This window comes from Allosphingosinicella sp., assembly GCF_036403745.1.
Lineage (GTDB): Bacteria > Pseudomonadota > Alphaproteobacteria > Sphingomonadales > Sphingomonadaceae > Allosphingosinicella.
In genome coordinates this window covers 1-18,089 of record NZ_DASWQI010000070.1, presented here as the reverse complement: position 1 = coordinate 18,089, position 18,089 = coordinate 1, and the positions used below count along the sequence as shown (strand labels likewise).

Sequence of the window (18,089 nt, the reverse complement as noted above, 5' to 3'; positions counted from 1 at the left end):
GCCTAGTGCGCGGGCCCCGGGGGCCGCGTGACAGGCGATGGTTCCTGGACGCGGCTGGTGTCGCTGTCCGGGGTCTTGCGGACGTGGAGATAGGGCACCCAGACGTCGCCATATTGGGCGCGCTGGTACCAGACGTCGACCACGTCGTACGAAGCCCAGAAGCCGTCGGGGGCGAGCAATTGCACCCCCTCGCCGATGCGCGGCAGCACCACGAACTTCATGGTCGACTGCGTCTGGCAGGTCTCGTTCTGGACTTCGACTTCGAACAAGGCGAGCGACTCCCCCGAATGCGCTTGCGGTGCGCCGCGAAGCGCTTCGCCCTCCTCGCTAGAGCGCGATGGTTAAGGAGCGGTTAGCGCGGGCCTTCAGAAGCGCAGCGGCTCGACCCGCCGCACCCCCGGCAGGCCCGAGAGCCGCGCCACCAGATCGTCGCCCACCTGGCTGTCGACGGAGACCAGGGCCACCGCCTCGCCGCCCGCGGCGCGGCGGCCGAGCGAGAAGGTGCCGATATTGACCCCCGCCTCTCCGAGCGTGGTGCCGAGCCGGCCGATGAAGCCGGGCGTGTCGTCGTTGACGATGTAGATCATCTGGCCCTCCAATTCGGCCTCGACGCGGATGCCGAACATGTCGACCAGCCGCGGCGCCGCATTGGCGAACAAGGTGCCGGCGACGGTTTTCTCCCCTTGCGGCGTCTGCACCGAGACGCGGACCAGCGTGTGGTAATCGCCCTCGCGGTCGTGGCGCACCTCGCGCACGTCGAACCCGCGCTCCTTCGCCAGGAAGGGTGCGTTCACCATGTTCACCGTGTCCGAATAAACCTTCATCAGGCCGGCCAGTACCGCGCCGGTGATCGGCTTCTGATTGAGCTGCGCGGCGGCCCCCTCGACCTCGATCGAGACGCCGCTCGCATGCCGCCCCTCGAGCTGGCCGACCAGCGAGCCGAGCTTCTCCGCCAGCGCCATATACGGCTTCAATTTCGGCGCTTCCTCCGCCGAAAGCGACGGCATGTTGAGCGCGTTGGTGACGCCGCCGCGGGTGAGGAACTCGCTCATCTGCTCGGCGACCTGGATGGCGACGTTGACCTGCGCCTCCGTCGTCGACGCGCCAAGGTGCGGCGTCGCCACCAACCCGGGCGTCCCGAACAGGGGGTTGGCCTTGGCCGGCTCCTCGACGAACACGTCGAGCGCCGCGCCGGCGACCTGGCCGCTCTCCAGCGCCTCCTTGAGCGCAACCTCGTCGATGAGCCCGCCGCGCGCGCAATTGACGATGCGGACGCCCTTCTTGGTCTTGGCGATGTTCTCGCGGCTCAAGATGTTGCGCGTCTGGTCGGTCAGCGGCGTGTGGAGGGTGATGAAATCGGCGCGGGCGAGGAGCTCGTCCAGCTCCACTTTCTCGACGCCGAGATCGACGGCGCGCTCCGGGGTGAGGAAGGGATCGTAGGCGATCACCTTCATGCGGAGGCCGAGCGCGCGGTCGGCGACGATCGAGCCGATATTGCCGGCGCCGATCAGGCCCAAGGTCTTCGACGTCAGCTCGACGCCCATGAACCGGTTCTTCTCCCACTTGCCGGCCTGGGTGGAGGCATTGGCCTCGGGCAGTTCGCGGGCCAGCGCGAACATCATCGCCACGGCATGCTCCGCGGTGGTGATCGAATTGCCGAACGGGGTGTTCATGACGACGATTCCGCGGGCGGTCGCGGCGGGAATGTCGACATTATCGACGCCGATCCCGGCGCGGCCGATCACCTTCAAATTGGGCGCCGCCTCCAGCAGGTCGGGCGTCACCTTGGTGGCGGAGCGGATGGCGAGGCCGTCATACTCGCCGATGATCGCCTTCAGCTCGTCTTTGGTGAGGCCGGGCTTCTCGTCGACCTCGACGCCGCCGGCGCGGAAGATCTCGGCGGCCTTGGGATCCATAGGATCGGAGATGAGGACTTTGGGCATTGGGGGTGCTCCGGATAAACTCCCTCTCCCCTTCAGGGGAGAGGGTTGGGGAGAGGGGAAGAGGGGGAGGGCGGTGAGAGCGGAGAGAGCGGCGGGACTGCCCCTCTCCCAACCCTCTCCCCTGAAGGAGAGAGGGCTTTCAGGCGTGCGCCGCCTCCGCCGAGGCCCAGTCGAGCCAGGGGAAGAGCGCGTCGAGATCGTCGGTCTCTACGGTCGCGCCGCACCACAGGCGCAGGCCGGGCGGCGCGTCGCGGTAGGAGGCGACGTCGTACGCCGCACCTTCGGCCTCAAGCAGCGCCGCCATCCGCTTCACCAGCGCCGTCTGCGCCTCCGCATCGCCATCCTCGGCAAACTTCAGGCAGACGCTGGTGTTCGACCGCACCGCCGGATCGGCGGCGAGGTGGGCGATCCACGGCGTGCGCTCCACCCACGCATCGACCGCGGCGGCATTGGCGTCGGCGCGGGCGACGAGGGCGGGGAGGCCGCCGACGCCCTGCGCCCATTCGAGCGCCCAGATATAATCCTCGACGGCGAGCATCGACGGCGTGTTGATCGTGTCGCCCTTGAAGATGCCTTCGTTGAGCTTGCCGCTTTTCGTCATGCGGAAGATCTTGGGCAGCGGCCAGGCCGGGGTGTAGCTCTCCAGCCGCTCGACGGCACGCGGGCCGAGGATCAGCATGCCGTGGCCGCCCTCGCCGCCGAGCACCTTCTGCCAGGAGAAGGTGGTGACGTCGAGCTTGGCGAACGGCAGGTCCTGCGCGAACGCCGCCGAAGTGGCGTCGGCGAAGGTGAGGCCGGCGCGGTCGTCGGCGATCCAGCCGCCGTCCGGCACCCGGACGCCCGAGGTGGTGCCGTTCCAGGTGAACACCACGTCGGTCGCCGGATCGACCTGCGCCAAGTCGGGGAGCTGACCGTAAGGCGCCTTCACCACCGTCGCGTCGAGCTTGAGCTGCTTGACGACGTCGGTAACCCACCCTTCGCCGAAGCTCTCCCACGCCAGCATCGTCACCGGCCGCGTGCCGAGCATCGACCACAGGGCCATCTCGACCGCGCCGGTGTCGGAGGCGGGGACGATGCCAATGCGGTGGGTGTCGGGGACGCGCAGCACCTTGCGGGTCAAATCGAGCGCATGCTGCAGCCGCGCCTTGCCGAGCTTCGAGCGGTGCGAGCGGCCGAGGCAGCCGAGCGCGAGATGTTCGGGGCCCCAGCCCGGCGGCTTGGCGCACGGGCCGGAAGAGAAAAAGGGGCGTGCCGGACGTTCTGTCGGCTTTTCCCGACGCGCAAGCGCGCCGGCGGCATCCGGTTTCGTGGCAGTCATGTTCAGTCTCTCCTTGCAGAGAGCGCGCGCCGCGTTGGGACGGCGTGGCCCACGCGCGACGGTAGTGGGAAGGCGGGGGGTGTCAACGCGCGGTCGGGTGAAAATATCGCGAATGTTGCCTTCCCATCGCCAGATGGGGAGGCAACTTGACCGGCGTGCCATGCCGCCGCAGCATCGCAGGCGTGCGCCGCCCGCTGCTCCTCCTCGCCCCTCTCGCGCTCAGCAGCTGCATCCCCCATGCTCGTCACGCCCCGCCGCCGCCGCCTCGCGCCGCCGCCGCGGCGCCGCTCCAATGCTATGCCGACCTGCGCGCCGCCGGCGCCACCTTCCGCCCACTCCCGGACCGTGTGCTCGACAATGGCTGCGGCATGACCGGCGCCGTGCAGCTCCTCGACATCGGCACGCCGGTGACCAACCTGGGCGCCATGACCTGCGGCCTCGCCGAACGCTTCACCGCCTGGGTCCAGGACGCCGTGCAGCCCGCCGCCCTCGCCGCCTTCCGGACGCCGGTGGCGAGGATTGAGAGCTTCGGCACCTTCAGCTGCCGGCCCCTCAACAACCAGCCCGGCGGCCGCCTGAGCGAGCACGGCCACGCCAACGCCGTCGACGTCGCCGCATTCGTGCTGAAGGACGGCCGCCGGATCAGCGTCGCCGCCGACTGGAACGGCGCCGACGAACCGGCCCGCCGGTTCCTGCGCGCCGTCCACGACGAAGGCTGCCGCCGCTTCAACGTCGTCCTCGGCCCCGACGCCAATTCCTTCCACCGAGACCATCTGCACTTCGATCTGGGGCGCGGGCCTTATTGCCATTAGTAATCGGCGCCATTTGGTCGCCGCAGCCGGGGTTTTGCCGAGATGCTCTCCTTCTTCCGCCCGAAGCTGCCGATCGACGCCGACGAACTCGAGTGGCAGCTGGCGACGTTCAAATGGCTGCAGGCCGAATTCGGCCCCGTCGCCAAGGCGCTGGTGCTGCCCACCCCGCACTGGTTTCCGCCGTCGCAACGCCAGGGCCACGCGCGGATGGAGGATTTGTTCGCGGCGGTACGCAAGGCGGCGGGGATGGCGGACTGGCCCTGCGAGCTGCGCCCGGGGCGGTCGGAGCGGCCGGTTCAGGTCGGCTTCGCGCTCCTGCTCAAGCATCATGGCGCGGCCGCGCCGTGCGGGACCTTCCAGGTCGAGGAGGCGGACGGGACGCGGAGGGCCGTCATCACCTACAATCCGTCGCTGGCCGCGGACACCGGCGGGATGATCGCGACCCTCGCCCACGAGCTCGGCCACTATCTGATGAGCACCGCCAAAAGCGCGCCGCCGGGCGGCTGGGCGCTGCACGAACTCCACACCGATCTCGCCGCCGTCTATCTCGGCTTCGGGATCTTTCTCGCCAACAGCGCCCGCAATTTCGCCCAATTCCAGAGCGGCGGCGAGATGGGCTGGTCTTCGCGCCGGCAGGGCTATCTCAGCGAAGGGGCGCTGGTGACGGGGCTGGCCCTCGCCGAACGCCTTGCCGGCCGCGACCCCGCCGCAGCCGAGCCGTACCTCAAACCCTATCTCGTCACGGACCTGCGCAAGGCGATGCGCGCGCTGGCGCGGCTTCACCCCGACGTTGCGGCTGGTGTGGAAGCTGTCGACCTCGGCGACTTCGCCGCCTGAGCCTTACTTCTTCGTCTGGGAGGCGCGGCCGTCGACGCTGGGGGCGGCCATGTCCTTGACGTTCTTGCCGGGAGTCGCCTTGTTTTCGGTGAGGATCGGCTGGTCCTTGGCCTTGTCGCCCTGCGGCGGCTGCTTCGCCTCGGCGGCGGCCGCCGCGTTCGTGGTGCCGCCCGCGGCAGCACCGCCTGCGGCCGGCGCGGCGGCGGGGGCGGCCGGCATCGGCTTGGGCGCGTCGCTCTTCGAGTTCAAAAAGGCGATGACGTTGGCGCGGTCCTGCGGGTTGGAGAGGCCGGCGAAGGTCATCTTGGTGCCCGTGGCGAAGCTGCTCGGCGATTTCAGCCAGGCGAAGAGATTGTCCCACGTCCAGGACCCGCCCTTGCCGGAGATCGCCGGCGAGTAAGCGAAGCCGGCGGCATGCTTGCCGATCGGCTGGTCAACGATGCCGTAGATGTTGGGGCCGACGAGGTTCGGGCCGCCCTTGTCGGCATTGTGGCAGGCGGTGCACTTCTTGAACGTCTCGGCGCCCTTCGCCGGATCGGCGGAGGCCAGGTAGAAGGCCGCCGGCTTCTCGGCCTCGGCGCCGCCGCCCGTCTCGACCCCGGTGACGCCTTCGACCGGATAGCCCATCTTCTCGGGCCGCTCGGCGTGGAACATCTCGCCGGTCACGATGGTCACGCCCAGGGCGACGATGCCGGCGCCGAGCACCCAGCCCGCAATCGTGTTGCTGCGATTGTCCATGCCGTCTCAAGCCTCCGAGGATGCGGGGAAAGGAATGAGGAGCCCCGCGCAGATTGTGCGTTGGGCGGGTCCTTTAAGCAGCGCCGGGCGGCGGAGCAAGACCGTCCGCCGCGCCATCCACCCGGGCGTCCACCCAGGCCTGCAGCAAGGTCCGTGCGATGGCGAAGGGCGGCGGCGCGGCGAACGGTGCGTCCGGCGCTCCGGCGAGCGCGGCGGCGACTCCGGCGCGATCGACCCAGATCGCGTCCTGCAGCTCGTTCGTGTCGAGGACGATGTCGGCCGAGGCGGCGCTGCCGATGCAGGCGATCATCAGCTGGCCGGGGAAGGGCCAAGGCTGGCTGGCGACGTAGCGGACGCCGGTCACGTCCACCCCCGCTTCCTCCTTCAGCTCGCGCGCCACCGCTTCCTCGATGGATTCGCCGGGCTCGAGGAAGCCGGCGAGGGCGGAATAGCGGCCGGGCGGATATTGCGGCTGGCGGCCGACGAGGACGTGCCCGTCATGCTCGGCGAGCATGATGACGACCGGATCGACGCGCGGGAAATGGTCGAGCCCGCAGCCGGTGCAATGCCGTCCCCAGCCGGCGCGGTAGACCCGGGTCGGCGCGCCGCAGCGGCCGCAGAAGAGGTGGCGGTTGTGCCATTCGATGAGGCTGCGCGCCGCGCCCCAGATCGCCGCGTCCTGCGCCGACATCAGCGACAGGATCGGGAACACCCCCCAGGCCGGGCGGCCGATCTCGACCCGCGGCACCGGCGCGAACAGCGGCCGCTCCTCGGCGAGGCCGAGGAAGATCCGCTCCGCCTCCGCTTCGAGGGCGGCGAGCGCGTCCCAGACGAGCGCGCCCTCGTCGTCCACCAGGGGGTCGTGCCCGTCGAGCCGCAGCATCGCCGCCCCCTCCCGCCCGGCAAGCTCGGCCAGCGCCGCCTCGTCGAGCCGCAGATGGTCGGCCCGGTCGAGCCCGGCGCCGGTGAACCCGGTGCGGATCAAAACCCCTCTCCCCCAAAAGCGAGAGGAGGGCTGGCGCGCCACTCGGCTCCTCGCGCGGCGAGGCGGGCGAACAGGGTGGGGAGACCGGCTTCCTCCAGCCGCTCCACCTCGTGCCATTCGCCTTCGGGCGGGTCGTCGGTGTTGGCGCACAGGAGCCGCATGGTGAGGGCGAAATGGGTGAAGACGTGGTCGACCGCGCCCGCCTCCCGCCACGCGGCGGCGGCCGGCGCGTCCTCGGTGGGCAGCGCCAGCATGCCGCCCAAAAGCCCCTTGGCGGGCCGGCGGACGAGGAGGACGCGGCCGTCATGCTCGAGCCAGTAAGCGGTGCCGGTTCGCCGCGGTTTCGGCGCCTTGGCCGCCTTGACCGGAAAGCGCTCCTGCTCGCCCCGGACCCGGGCCCGGCAATGCGCGGCGATGGGGCAGCGCGGGCAGTGCGGCGCGCGGGGCGTGCAGATGGCGCTGCCGAGGTCCATCATCGCCTGCGCGAAATCGCCCGCACGCTCCTCCGACGTTATCGTGTCGGTGACCGCGTACAGCGTCTCCCGCGCCCCCGGTAGCGGCGCTTCGACCGCGAACAGCCGCGACACCACCCGCTCGACATTGGCATCCACCACCACCGCGCGGCGGCCGAAGGCGATCGCGGCGATGGCGGCGGCGGTGTAGCGGCCGATGCCCGGCAGGCTGCGCAGCCCCTCCTCATTGTCCGGAAAGCGCCCGCCATGCTCGCCGGCCACGACGCGGGCGCAGGCGATGAGGTTGCGCGCCCGGGCGTAGTATCCAAGCCCCGCCCACGCCGCCATGACCTCCGCCTCGGGCGCGTCCGCGAGCGCCTCCACCGTCGGCCACCGCGCGGTGAACTTCTCGAAATAAGGCCGCACCGCCGCCACCGTCGTCTGCTGCAGCATCACCTCCGACAGCCACACGCGATACGGGTCCGGCCGCTCCCCCGCCTCGGCGCGCCAGGGAAGCCGCCTTTTATCCACAGCATACCAGCGCAGCAGGGCATTTGATGCATCGACGGCCATGGTCCGCCTATGGCATGGTCCGGCGCGATGGCGAAAGGTGGGGCGAAAGTGGCCGGGACGAGGAAGAAGGCCGAGGAGGCGCCGCGGGCCAACCGCGCGCGCGCCGTCGCCGACATGCTCCCCGCCGTCGGTGGCGCCGCCTTCCGCCGCTTCGGCTTCGTCCAATCCTCGATCGTCAGCCGCTGGGGCGAGATTGTCGGCGAACGCTATGCCGGCGTCTCCTCGCCCGAATCGATCCGCTTCCCGGTCGGCAAGCGCTCGGCCGGAGTCCTGAACCTCGTCGTCGAGGGCGCCCACGCGCCGATGATGCAGCATGTCGTCCCGGTGATCGTCGAGCGGGTCAACCGCTTCTTCGGCTATCCCGCGATCGAGCGGGTGCAGTTCCGGCAGGGCATCGTCCGGGTGGCGAAGGCCGCCTCGCGCAACGCGCCGCCGTCGCTGCGGGCGATCCCGGCGGAGCTTGGCGAGTCTCTCCGCGGCATCGCCGATCCGGAGCTGCGCGCCTGCCTCGAATCCCTCGCCCGCGGGGTGGCGGAGAGCCCCAACGCCCCGGCCATTGCGGTCGCCATCCCGATCGTCGGAAGAATTGGAGAAAGGAAGTCATGAAGCTTGCCACCAGGACCCTCGCCGGCGCGGCGCTCTTCGCGCTCGCGCTGACAGGCTGCAACAAGAGCGGCGCCGACGCCAACGGCCAGGTCTCCAACGCGCCGCTCAAGCAGATTGCGGCGCCGCAGGGCAGCGACTGGACGCAGACCGTCGTCGAGACCGCCGAGGGCGGCTACCGCATGGGCAATCCCAACGCGCCGGTGAAGCTCGTCGAATATGCCTCCGTCACCTGCCCGCACTGCCGCGAGTTCGAGGAGGAAGGCGGGCCGGTCCTGCGCGACAAATATGTGAAGAGCGGCCAGGTCAGCTGGGAATTCCGGCCGATCCTGCTCTTCGCCTCCGACCCCGGCGCGACCGCTTTGCTCTATTGCCAAGGCGCAATGCCCTTCTTCCGGCTGAAGGAGGAGCTCTACGCCGACCAGCAGAATTGGGCGGTGAAGCTGCAGGGCCTGTCCGAGGCGCAGCAGCAGCAGTTGAACGCGCTGCCGCCGCAGCAGCGCGCCGCCGAATTGGTCAAGGTTGCCGGGCTGGACCAGTTCTTCCAGCAGCGCGGCATGCCGGCGGCGAAGATCCAGTCCTGCCTTGCGGACCCGGCCAATTTCAAGAAGATCGCCGACACCACGGAGCGCTCGACCAAGGAGGGGGTGACCGGCACGCCGACCTTCTTCATCAACGGCCAGATCCAGAAGGACGTCGCCGGCTGGAAGCCGCTCGAGCCTTCGTTGCGCGCGGCGGTCGGCTGATGCGCGGGGCTCTCCTTGTCACCGCCCTCGTCGGCAGCGCAGCGGCCGCGCCGCTCGCCGCGGCGCCGGTCCATCACCGCGCTCCGGTCCATCACGGGCCGGCAGCGCACCCGGCGGCCCACCCCGGGGCGCGCGACTGGAGCCAGACCGTCGTCGCGACTCCCGAAGGCGGCTTCCGCATGGGCAATCCGGCGGCGCGGGTGAAGCTCGTCGAGTACGGCTCGCTCACCTGCCCGCATTGCCGCCACTTCGCCGAAACCGGGGTGCGCCCGCTCGTCCAGAATTACGTGCGCGCCGGCAAGGTCAGCTACGAATTCCGCAACTTCATCTTGAACGGGATCGACGTCGCGGCGACGCTGCTGGCGCGCTGCAGCGGCCCCAATTTCTTCCGCGCCTCCGACGCGATCTACGCCGCCCAGCCGCAATGGCTCGGCAAGGTCAGCGCCATGTCGGCGGCCGCCCGGCAGCAGATGCAGTCGCTTCCCGACGCGCAGCGGCTGGTCCGCATCGGCGCCGTGTCCGGTCTCACGCCGATGGTAGCGCGGTTCGGCGTCCCCGCCGCGCGCGCCAACCTCTGCCTGCAGAGCAAGCCCGCCATGGCCCGTTTGGGCGCGATCGCCGAGGCCGCCAACAAGATGGGCGTCAACCAGACCCCGACCTTTATCTTGAACGGCGCCAAGACCGACGCCGCAAGCTGGGAAGAGCTCGAGCCTTTGATCCGGAAAGCCGGAGGATAGAGATGGGCGCCGGGGGGCTGGAATGAGCTTGGGGGGGCGCGGATGCAGATCAAGCGCCTGAAGCTTTCGGGCTTCAAAAGCTTCGTCGAGCCTGCGGAACTGCGCGTCGAGCCCGGCCTCACCGGGGTGGTCGGCCCCAATGGCTGCGGCAAATCGAACGTGCTGGAGGCGATCCGCTGGGTGATGGGCGAGTCCAGCCCGAAATCGATGCGCGGCGCGGGCATGGACGACGTCATCTTCGCGGGCACCGCCACCCGCCCGGCCCGCGAATTCGCCGAAGTCTCCCTGCTCCTCGAACGCACCGCCGAGGACATGCCGGGCGACGTGACTTTGGCGCCGGTCGGCGACGTCGAGGTCACCCGCCGCATCGAGCGCGGCGCCGGCTCCGCCTACCGCGTCAACGGCCGCGACGTCCGCGCCAAGGACGTATCGCTCCTGTTTGCGGACGCCGCCACCGGCGCACACTCGCCGGCGCTCGTCAGCCAGGGCAAGATCAGCCAGGTCATCTCCGCCAAACCGACCGAGCGGCGGATGATGCTGGAGGAGGCCGCCGGCATTTCCGGCCTCCACGTCCGCCGCAAGGACGCCGAGCAGAAACTGCGCGCCACCGAGGCGAACCTCCTGCGACTCGACGAAGTCCTCGGCGACATGGAAGTGCGCGCCGCGGCGCTGCGCCGCCAGGCCAAGGCGGCCGAGCGCTACCGCAAGCTCTCCGACCAGATCCGGGTGGCGGAAGGCCGCATGATCTTCGCCCGCTGGCGCGAAGCGGCGCAGGCCGCCGACGCGGCGAAGCGCGAGGCGGAAGCGGCGGGCGCCGCGGTCGACAAGGCCTCCGAAGCGCAGCGCGCCGCCGCCGCCTATCAGCACCAGGCGACGCAGGCGCTGGCCGAGCGCCGCGCTGCGGCGCAGGCCGCCCGCGAGAAAGCCACTTCGCTCGGCCACCAGCTCGCCACCCTGCGCGCCGAGCGCGACACCGTCGCCCGCCGCATCCGCGAGCTGTCTGAGCGCCGCACCACGCTGGCCGCCGACCGCGCTCGCGAAGCGGCGCTTGGCGAGGACGCCGCCGTTGCGCTTGCCCGCCTCGAGGGGGAGCAGCAGGAGATCGCCGCCCGCATCGCCGCCGCCGAAGCCTCGCGCGGCACGATCGACATCCGCACCGCCGAGCTCGGGGACGCCGCCCGCGCCGCCGAGGCCGAGCTCGGCAAGGCCCGCGCCGTCCAGGCCGCCGAGCAGGCCGAGGCCCGCGTCGCCCGCACCGCGCTCGAAGCCTCCCGCGCGAGGCTCGCCCGCGTCGAAGCGGAAGCGCGGCGGCTGGACGAGCAGATGGGGGCGCTGGGCGACGAAGCGCCGCTGGTCGCCGGCCTGCAGGCCGCGCGTGAGCGGCGCGAGGCGGCCGAGACCCGGCTTTCAGAAGCGGCGGAGCGCATCAAGTCCGCCGAAGCCGCCCGCGCCGCCGCCGCCTTCGCCCGCGACGCCGCCGAGAGCGAAGGCGCCTCGGCCCGTGCTGCACTGGCGGCTCTGGAGAGCGAGGCGCGGGCGCTCGCCAAAGCCGTCGAGGGCACCAGCGGCGACCGTGCCATCAACCACGTCAAGGCCGGGCGCGGCTACGAGCGCGCCCTCGCCGCCGCGCTCGGCGACGACCTCGAAGCCGCGCTGCAAGGCGACGCCCCCCGCCGCTGGAGCGGCGCCGAGACCGATCCCGCCGATCCCGCGCTGCCAACCGGCTGCGAGAGCCTCGCCGCCCACGTCACCGCGCCTGCAGCACTCGCCCGCCGCCTCGCGCAGATCGCGGTCGGCGCGGAGGATGCCAACACCCCTCTTGCCGTAGGGCAGCGCTTCGTCACCCTCGACGGGCGCCTGCGCCGCTGGGACGGCTTCGTCGCCACCGGCGTGGGCGCCGCCGCGGCCGAGCGCCTGATCCGCGTCAACCGGCTCGCCGATATCGAGGCGGCGCTGCCCCCGGCCCGCGCCGCCGTCGAGGCCGCCGGCGAGCGCACCGCCGCCGCCCTGGCCGCGATGCAGACCGCCCGCGACGCCGCCGACGCCGCCCGCCGCGCCGAGGCCGAAGCCGGCGCCGCGATCCGTGAGGCGGCGCGCGCCGAAGATGTCGCCAGGAGCGAGATCGAGCGCCTCGACATCCGCAAGTCCGGCCTCGCCGAGCGCATCGACCAGGCCGGGCAGGATCTCGCCGAAGCGCGCAAGGCCGTCGAGGATGCCCAGGCCGTCGTCGCTTCCCTTCCCGACGCCGCCGCCACCGAGGACCGCGTCGCCGCCCTGCGCGGCGTCGCCGAAGCCGCCCAGCACGCGCTCGCCGAGGTCCGTGCCGAAGCAGCCACCCATGCCCGCGCGGTCGGCGCCGACCGGCAGCGGGCCGAGGCGGCGAAGAAGGAGCATGCCGACTGGGCCGTCCGCGCCGCTGAAGCTTCGAAGCGCCACGCCGACATGGGCCGCCGCATCGCCGAAGCCGAGGAGGAAGCCGAGCGCCTTGCCGACGCGCCTGACGAGATCGCCCGCCGCATCGCCGCCATGGAGGCGGACTCCGCCGACGCCGCCACCGCCGCCGAAGCGGCGCTGCAGGCCGAGCGGGAGGGGGAGGCCGCCCTTCGCGCCACCGAGGCGCGCCTCGCCGAGGTCGGCGAAGCGCTCGCCACCGCCCGCGAGGCCCGCGCCGGTGCCGCCGCCCGCTTCGAGAATCAGGAGGGCCGCCGCATCGAGATGGGCCGCATCTCCGGCGAGCGCTTCGAATGCCCGCCGCCCTTGCTCCCCGAAAAGCTCGGCTTCGACGACGCGGGCATCGCCCCCGCCTCCGAGGAATCCGCCCGCCACGAGCGGCTGATGCAGGAGCGCGAGCGGATCGGCCCGGTCAACCTCGTCGCCGAGCGCGAGCTGGCCGAACTCGACGAAAGCCGCACTTCCAGCGCCGCTGAGCGCGAGGAACTCGGCCAGGCCATCCACCGCCTCCGCGGCTCGATCGGCAGCCTCAATCGCGAGGGCCGCGCCCGGCTTCTAGCGGCCTTCGAGACGGTCGACCGCCACTTCCGCAGCCTGTTCACCACCCTGTTCGAAGGCGGTCAGGCCCATCTCGAGCTGGTCGAATCCGACGATCCGCTCGAGGCCGGCCTCGAAATCCTCGCCCAGCCCCCGGGCAAGCGGCTCTCCACCCTCACCTTGCTGTCGGGCGGCGAGCAGGCGCTGACCGCCATCGCCCTCATCTTCGGCCTGTTCCTGACCAATCCGGCGCCGATCTGCGTCCTCGACGAGGTCGATGCGCCGCTGGACGACGCGAACATCGAGCGCTTCTGCGACCTCCTCGACCGCATGACCGACGAGACCGACACACGCTACCTCATCGTCACCCACAACGCCGTGACGATGAGCCGCATGCACCGCCTGTTCGGCGTCACCATGATCGAAAAAGGCATAAGCCGCCTTGTCAGCGTCGATCTGGGCAGCGCCGAGCGCCTGCTCGCGGCGGAGTGAGCGCCCGCTTCGTTCCTCCGCATCCGCCGCGGGGCGCCGGGCCCGTTCCGGTGTGGCGCGGCTTCTTCGGCGAGCGGGCGCGGACCGCCGTCTACGGCTGGTCCGAAGCGGCCTTCACCCAGACCTACATGCGGCGGCGGGTGATGGGCTTCAACGTCCACATCCCCACCGACCCGGACCTCGTCCAGCACGTCCTGCTCGACAATGTCGCCAATTACGAGAAGCCGGCGCTCACCAAGTCGCTGCTCGGCCCCGTCATCGGCCGCGGCCTGCTGACGTCCGACGGCAGCCTGTGGCGCGAGCAAAGGCGGATCGTTGCCGGCACCTTCGTGCCCGCTGCGGCCGACGCGATGGTGCCGATCTTCGCCCGTACGGCCGCCGAACGCGCCACCGCCTGGACGGGCCGCGGCCGCATCGACGCCGCGACCGAGGCGACCGCCACGACGATGGCGATCATCTCCGAAAGCCTCTTTGCCGGCGATCCGCGGCTGACCAGCCCGGTGGCAAGCGCGCACATCGCCGCCGCGCTCGAGGCGTTCAGCGGCGTACGCCTGCAGGCGCTGCTCGGCCTGCCGCGCATTCCGCTGACCCCGCGGGGTTGGGCGGGCCGGCGCGGGCAGATCTATCTTCGCGCGACGCTGACCCAGGTGGTGCGCGATCGCGGCCGAGACCCTGCCAGCGAGCGCGACGATTTCCTGGGCCGCCTCCTCGCCGATCTCCACGCCCGCTTCGAGCCGGCCGAGGCGGAGGCGCTCGCCGTCGACAACGCCGCCACCTTCTACCTAGCTGGTCACGAAACCACCGCCAACGCGATCACCTGGACGCTCTTCCTCCTCTCGGAGCAGGAGGAATGGCAGGATCGCCTAGCCGGGGAGGCGCGCGCCGCCCTCGGTCAGGGGGCGGACGACCCGCATCCTCCAGACCGCCTCCCCCTGCTGCGCCGGGTGCTGGAGGAGACGCTTCGGCTCTACCCGTCCGCGCCCCGTATGGACCGCCAGGCCGTGGCTGCGGACCGGCTGGGCGACGAAACGGTGGCGCCGGGTGACATTGTGTCGATCTGGCCCTGGCTTCTCCACCGCCACAAGATGCTGTGGGACGATCCCGATGCCTTCGATCCTGACCGCTTCGCGCCGGAGCGCAAGGCCGAGCGGCACCGCTTCCAGTATATCCCGTTCGGCGCGGGTCCCCGGACCTGCGTCGGCGCGCGTTTCGCCACGGCGGAGGCTTTGACCATCCTCGCCCACTGGCTCGCCAGATGGCGGTTCCGGCCGGTGCAGGGCCATGTCGTCACAGCCTCGGGCATGGTTACTTTGCGGCCTGCGGGCGGGCTGCCCCTGCGCGTGGAGCCGCGGCCGGCCTAACGCGCCGGGGCCGCGTCCCCGATCCAGCGGCCGCTGTTCTGGAATTCCGGGCGGATGGTGGAGACCGGGAGGGCGTCGTTGGTCGGCGGCGGCGGGGCGGCGGCGTCGACCCGGCCTGAAATCGGCCGCGTCGGCGCTCCGTATGCGAGGAGCGGGGAGAGCGGCAAAGACGGGCCGGTGACCGCCTTGGGCGCCACGTAGGTCGGCAGGCGGTTGGCGATGACGATGGCGGGGGAGGGCTCGCGGCCCGCATAGCGGCGGCCGTAGCTGGCGGAATCGCCCCAGCCGCCGGGCAGGCGATAGAAGCTGTGGGCGCCGACCACCGCCGCCTTGGCGAGGCGGAAGGCCCAGACCGGCACGACCTGCTGGGTGTGATAGTGGGTGGACAGGCCGACGGGGGCGTAGACGCCGCCGGCCAGGGCGGCGGCGGCGATGCGGCGGGCGCGCAGCCAGGCTTCGCCGGCCGGCCGGATGGCGAGCGAGCCGTCGCACGTGAAGGTGAACTGACAGCCGCCGCCGGCGCGCATCGGCCCCTGGTAGACGACGCCGCAGACGCTCGCCGGATAGGCCGGGTGCCGCACCCGGTTCAGCACCACTTGGGCGACGGCGCGCTGGCCGTCCTCGGTCTCCGAGCGCGCCTCGTAGTAAACCGCCTCGGCAAGGCAATCGAGCGCGCGCAGCTGGTCCAGGCCGGTCGCCGCGCGGAACACGATGGAGGGCGCGCGGGAGTTAGCGCCGGCGACGATCGGGATCGCGGCGTTTATCGCGGCGGCGTCGGTGGCGGAGACGGGTTTCAGGTCGAGCGGCTCGGATGCGGCGAGCACTTCCTCCGGGACCGGCACCGTCGTGAGAGCAGGCGCCGCGGCCGGAGCGGCCGCGCCCGCGTTGGCGGCAAGCTTCGGCGCCTCGGGCGCATAAGCGGCGTAGCTCGGCACGCACGAGGCGCTGAGCGTGAGCAAGGCCAAGCAGGCGATCTCGCGGCCGCGCGCCGCCGCCACCTCGCCCAAAGCCTTCGCCGCTATCGTATCTCGTACCGCCACTGGGTCTCGCCGCCTGAGGAAAGAGGGCCCCTAAAGCCGGATAGCTTAAGGCGTTGCCCCCCGGCTGCCCCCCAATTTGGACTGTCCCGCCGCGGGACGGCACGGCGTGCCCGGTTAATCGGCGGCGGCTCTGGATCGGATCGGCGGCTGCGGACGTTCAAGCGCCTGATCCACGATAGGAATTCCCTCGATGCGTAAAGCTTTGGTGTGCGTCTCCCTCACCGCCCTCGCCCTCGCCGGCTGCGACAAGGGGGGCGGCAATGGCGGGGGCGCCAGCGGCGGCCAGTCGGTCAGCGTCAGCCCGCAGCAGGTGAGCGCCGCCGATCTCCAGGCCGCCGTCACCGATCCGCGCGCCAAGAAATTTTACGAGGCGCGGGGCTGGGCCGCCGTCTGGGACGACGCCCATGCCAGGGACCTCACCGCCGCCTTCGCCGACGCCGGCCGCCACGGCCTCCAGGGCCAGGCCTTCATCAAGGAGGTGAAGCAGGGCGCCACCCCCGCCGAGCGCGAGGCGGCGATGACCCTCAACGCGCTCGACTACGCCCAGGCGCTGGCCCAGGGCGTCGCTAATCCCAAGAAGGTGTTCGATCCCTACACCGTCCCCGGCAACGATACCGATGTGGCGGGTGGCCTCGCCCAGGCGGTGCAGAAAGGCAATGTCCGCGAATGGCTGGCGAGCCTCGCCCCGCAGGACGACGAATATAAGGCGCTGTCCGAAGCCTATGTCCGCTACGCCGCCGCGTCCAAGGGCCCGCAGCGCCAGCCGATCCAGCCCGGCGACAAGATCGCGCCCGGCGACAAGGACGCGCGTGTGCCGCAGATCGTCGCGGCGCTGCGCGGCGGCGGCTACCTCCCCGCCGACCAGGCGCAGCCGCAAGCCCAGCCCCAGCCCCAGAGCGCGAAGAAGGCCGCCGCCCAGCCCGACGCCAATAGCTACACCAAGGCGATGGCCGCCGCGGTGGCGAAGGTGCAGCAGGATTACGGCATCAAGCCGGACGGCATCATCGGCAATTCGACGCTCGAGGCACTGAACTCCGGCGCCGGCGAGCGGGCTCGCATCCTTGCCGTCAACCTCGAGCGCCGCCGCTGGCTGAACCGCCAGGCCCCGGCGACCCGCATCGACGTCAACACCGCCGCCACCGTGCTCACCTATTGGAAGGACGGGCAGGCCAAGGACCGCCGCGTCGTCGTCGCCGGGCAGCCGGACTGGGAGACGCCCGAGATCGGCGCGCCGATGGTCAGCCTCGTCGCCAATCCCGATTGGACCATCCCCGAGAAGATCGCGAAGGAGGAGATCCTCCCCAAGGGCGCCGCCTATATGGCGAAGGAGCAGATCACGACCAAGAACGGCCGCCTCGTCCAGGCGTCCGGCGACAAGTCGGCGCTCGGCATCGTCAAGTTCAACATGGCCGACCCCTACGCCATCTACCTCCACGACACGCCGGGCAAGGCCGCCTTCGGCCAGCCCGAGCGCCACCAGAGCCACGGCTGCGTGCGCGTCAACGACGCCATCGGCTTCGCCCGCATGCTCGCCGACGACGAAGGCGTGCGGGACCGCTTCGAGCAGGCGCTCGCCACCCACAAGGAGACGGACGTCCCCATCCCCAACAAGATCCCGGTCCGCCTCCTCTACCACACCGCTTACCTGGACGGAGGCAAGGTGGTGTTCCGCGGCGATCCCTATGGCTGGGACGACAAGCTCGCCGCCGCGCTCGGGCTCGGTGGACCGCTCAGGCACCGCGTCGTCCAGCACGTCCACGAGATGGGACCGTAAACCCAGCGTCCGAATGACCACCTGCCTCCCTGCGCGCGTAGCGCGTGGGGAGGGGGACCACCGAAGGTGGTGGAGGGGTAATTCACAAGGCGTTGTCGTTTCGCGTCAACCGCCTCCGGTGCCATTACTCCTCCACCATGCTACGCATGGTCCCCCTCCCCATCTGGCGATGGCGAGGCAGTGGAGGCGCCGATGAAGATGTCGATCGTTCTGGCCTTGCTCGCGCTGGGCGCCGCTCCGCCCCCCGCACCGCCGCAATTCTCAGCCGCGGATCAGGCGTTCATCGCCTATCCGGGCGGCGATATCCTCATCGAGCATGTCCAGCTGGTCGACGGCACCGGCGCGGCGCCGCGCCAGGATGTGTCGGTGCTGGTGCGGGGCGGGCGGATCGCCGCGGTCGGGCGTGTCGCCGCCCCGGCGGGTGCGACCATCATCGACGGGCGCGGCAAGACGCTGCTGCCCGGCTTCGTCATGGTCCACGAGCATTTCTTCTACCCCACGCCCAAGAGCGGGGAATATGAGGAATATCCCTACAGCTTCTCGCGCCTCTACCTCGCCGGCGGCACGACGACGATGCGCACCGGCGGCAGCCTCGCGCCCTATGGCGACATCAACACCGCGCGGGCGATCCGGGAGGGGAAGCAGCCCGGGCCGGATATCGACGCGACCGGGCCCTATCTCGAAGGGCCG

The 18,089-nt window shown here is 71.2% G+C and carries 16 protein-coding genes; 9 read left to right on the top strand and 7 right to left on the bottom strand.

Annotated elements, in window-relative coordinates; genetic code table 11:
- Positions 1 to 2: 2 nt before the first annotated feature.
- The 3 genes from VGC56_RS13110 to VGC56_RS13100 all read right to left on the bottom strand — a co-directional run bounded on the left by VGC56_RS13110 (position 3) and on the right by VGC56_RS13100 (position 3,261).
- Positions 3 to 269, bottom strand: a complete 267-nt coding sequence (locus tag VGC56_RS13110; RefSeq protein ID WP_464125509.1) for a hypothetical protein — start codon at positions 267 to 269, stop codon at positions 3 to 5.
- 96 nt (positions 270 to 365) lie between these two features.
- Complete coding sequence (gene serA / locus VGC56_RS13105; protein WP_464125507.1) at positions 366 to 1,943, bottom strand: phosphoglycerate dehydrogenase; 1,578 nt, start codon at positions 1,941 to 1,943, stop codon at positions 366 to 368.
- 139 nt (positions 1,944 to 2,082) lie between these two features.
- Complete coding sequence (locus tag VGC56_RS13100; RefSeq protein WP_464125506.1) at positions 2,083 to 3,261, bottom strand: phosphoserine transaminase; 1,179 nt, start codon at positions 3,259 to 3,261, stop codon at positions 2,083 to 2,085.
- Positions 3,262 to 3,416: 155 nt separating this feature from the next.
- On the opposite strand from VGC56_RS13100, the gene VGC56_RS13095 reads away from it, so the two are divergent.
- Together VGC56_RS13095 and VGC56_RS13090 are read left to right on the top strand one after the other, a co-directional pair.
- Complete coding sequence (locus VGC56_RS13095) at positions 3,417 to 4,073, top strand: extensin family protein (protein ID WP_464125685.1); 657 nt, start codon at positions 3,417 to 3,419, stop codon at positions 4,071 to 4,073.
- Between the two features lie 42 nt (positions 4,074 to 4,115).
- On the top strand, positions 4,116 to 4,910 hold the full coding sequence (locus VGC56_RS13090) for a hypothetical protein (RefSeq protein WP_464125504.1): 795 nt from the start codon (positions 4,116 to 4,118) through the stop codon (positions 4,908 to 4,910).
- Positions 4,911 to 4,913: 3 nt separating this feature from the next.
- On the opposite strand, the gene VGC56_RS13085 is transcribed toward VGC56_RS13090, so the two are convergent.
- From VGC56_RS13085 to mutY, 3 genes are all read right to left on the bottom strand, one after another.
- The gene (locus VGC56_RS13085) at positions 4,914 to 5,648 is read right to left on the bottom strand and encodes a c-type cytochrome (RefSeq protein ID WP_464125501.1); all 735 of its coding nucleotides are present in this window, start codon (positions 5,646 to 5,648) and stop codon (positions 4,914 to 4,916) included.
- A 73-nt stretch (positions 5,649 to 5,721) separates the two neighbouring features.
- On the bottom strand, positions 5,722 to 6,633 hold the full coding sequence (gene nudC / locus VGC56_RS13080; protein ID WP_464125499.1) for an NAD(+) diphosphatase: 912 nt from the start codon (positions 6,631 to 6,633) through the stop codon (positions 5,722 to 5,724).
- The gene (mutY, locus tag VGC56_RS13075; RefSeq protein WP_464125496.1) at positions 6,630 to 7,658 is read right to left on the bottom strand and encodes an A/G-specific adenine glycosylase; all 1,029 of its coding nucleotides are present in this window, start codon (positions 7,656 to 7,658) and stop codon (positions 6,630 to 6,632) included. The genes nudC and mutY overlap by 4 nt, the downstream gene beginning before the upstream one ends.
- 27 nt (positions 7,659 to 7,685) lie before the next feature.
- Here mutY and VGC56_RS13070 point away from each other — a divergent pair, with 27 nt between their 5' ends.
- From VGC56_RS13070 to VGC56_RS13050, 5 genes are read left to right on the top strand one after another with little or no spacing between them, the layout of a single operon-like run.
- The gene (locus VGC56_RS13070) at positions 7,686 to 8,264 is read left to right on the top strand and encodes a DUF721 domain-containing protein (RefSeq protein WP_464125684.1); all 579 of its coding nucleotides are present in this window, start codon (positions 7,686 to 7,688) and stop codon (positions 8,262 to 8,264) included.
- Entirely contained in the window at positions 8,261 to 9,007 is a 747-nt protein-coding gene (locus VGC56_RS13065; RefSeq protein ID WP_464125494.1) for a thioredoxin domain-containing protein, read from the top strand. Before VGC56_RS13070 ends, VGC56_RS13065 begins: the two co-directional genes overlap by 4 nt.
- Entirely contained in the window at positions 9,007 to 9,744 is a 738-nt protein-coding gene (locus VGC56_RS13060; RefSeq protein ID WP_464125491.1) for a thioredoxin domain-containing protein, read from the top strand. Before VGC56_RS13065 ends, VGC56_RS13060 begins: the two co-directional genes overlap by 1 nt.
- Before the next feature lie 42 nt (positions 9,745 to 9,786).
- Entirely contained in the window at positions 9,787 to 13,224 is a 3,438-nt protein-coding gene (locus VGC56_RS13055; RefSeq protein ID WP_464125489.1) for a chromosome segregation SMC family protein, read from the top strand.
- Positions 13,221 to 14,585, top strand: coding sequence for a cytochrome P450 (locus VGC56_RS13050; RefSeq protein ID WP_464125486.1), 1,365 nt, complete (start codon positions 13,221 to 13,223; stop codon positions 14,583 to 14,585). Before VGC56_RS13055 ends, VGC56_RS13050 begins: the two co-directional genes overlap by 4 nt.
- Here VGC56_RS13050 and VGC56_RS13045 read toward each other — a convergent pair.
- Positions 14,582 to 15,625: a cell wall hydrolase gene (locus tag VGC56_RS13045; protein WP_464125484.1), complete on the bottom strand. Its 1,044-nt coding sequence runs from the start codon at positions 15,623 to 15,625 to the stop codon at positions 14,582 to 14,584. The two genes, VGC56_RS13050 and VGC56_RS13045, sit on opposite strands and share 4 nt — an antisense overlap.
- A 190-nt stretch (positions 15,626 to 15,815) precedes the next feature.
- Between VGC56_RS13045 and VGC56_RS13040 the strand changes: the two genes are divergently transcribed.
- Both VGC56_RS13040 and VGC56_RS13035 read left to right on the top strand, forming a co-directional pair.
- A complete protein-coding gene (locus VGC56_RS13040) occupies positions 15,816 to 17,399 on the top strand; it encodes a L,D-transpeptidase family protein (RefSeq protein ID WP_464125481.1) in 1,584 nt (527 codons plus the stop codon).
- Positions 17,400 to 17,591: 192 nt separating this feature from the next.
- Positions 17,592 to 18,089: amidohydrolase family protein (locus VGC56_RS13035; protein WP_464125479.1), on the top strand; the 498-nt coding region annotated here is incomplete at its 3' end.

Coding starts and splice junctions, on each gene's coding strand:
- serA (WP_464125507.1), bottom strand. CDS start 1,943: ATGCCCAAAGTCCTCATCTCCGATCCTATGGATCCCAAGGCCGCCGAG.
- VGC56_RS13100 (WP_464125506.1), bottom strand. CDS start 3,261: ATGACTGCCACGAAACCGGATGCCGCCGGCGCGCTTGCGCGTCGGGAA.
- VGC56_RS13090 (WP_464125504.1), top strand. CDS start 4,116: ATGCTCTCCTTCTTCCGCCCGAAGCTGCCGATCGACGCCGACGAACTC.
- VGC56_RS13085 (WP_464125501.1), bottom strand. CDS start 5,648: ATGGACAATCGCAGCAACACGATTGCGGGCTGGGTGCTCGGCGCCGGC.
- mutY (WP_464125496.1), bottom strand. CDS start 7,658: ATGGCCGTCGATGCATCAAATGCCCTGCTGCGCTGGTATGCTGTGGAT.
- VGC56_RS13070 (WP_464125684.1), top strand. CDS start 7,686: ATGGCGAAAGGTGGGGCGAAAGTGGCCGGGACGAGGAAGAAGGCCGAG.
- VGC56_RS13065 (WP_464125494.1), top strand. CDS start 8,261: ATGAAGCTTGCCACCAGGACCCTCGCCGGCGCGGCGCTCTTCGCGCTC.
- VGC56_RS13060 (WP_464125491.1), top strand. CDS start 9,007: ATGCGCGGGGCTCTCCTTGTCACCGCCCTCGTCGGCAGCGCAGCGGCC.
- VGC56_RS13055 (WP_464125489.1), top strand. CDS start 9,787: ATGCAGATCAAGCGCCTGAAGCTTTCGGGCTTCAAAAGCTTCGTCGAG.
- VGC56_RS13040 (WP_464125481.1), top strand. CDS start 15,816: ATGCGTAAAGCTTTGGTGTGCGTCTCCCTCACCGCCCTCGCCCTCGCC.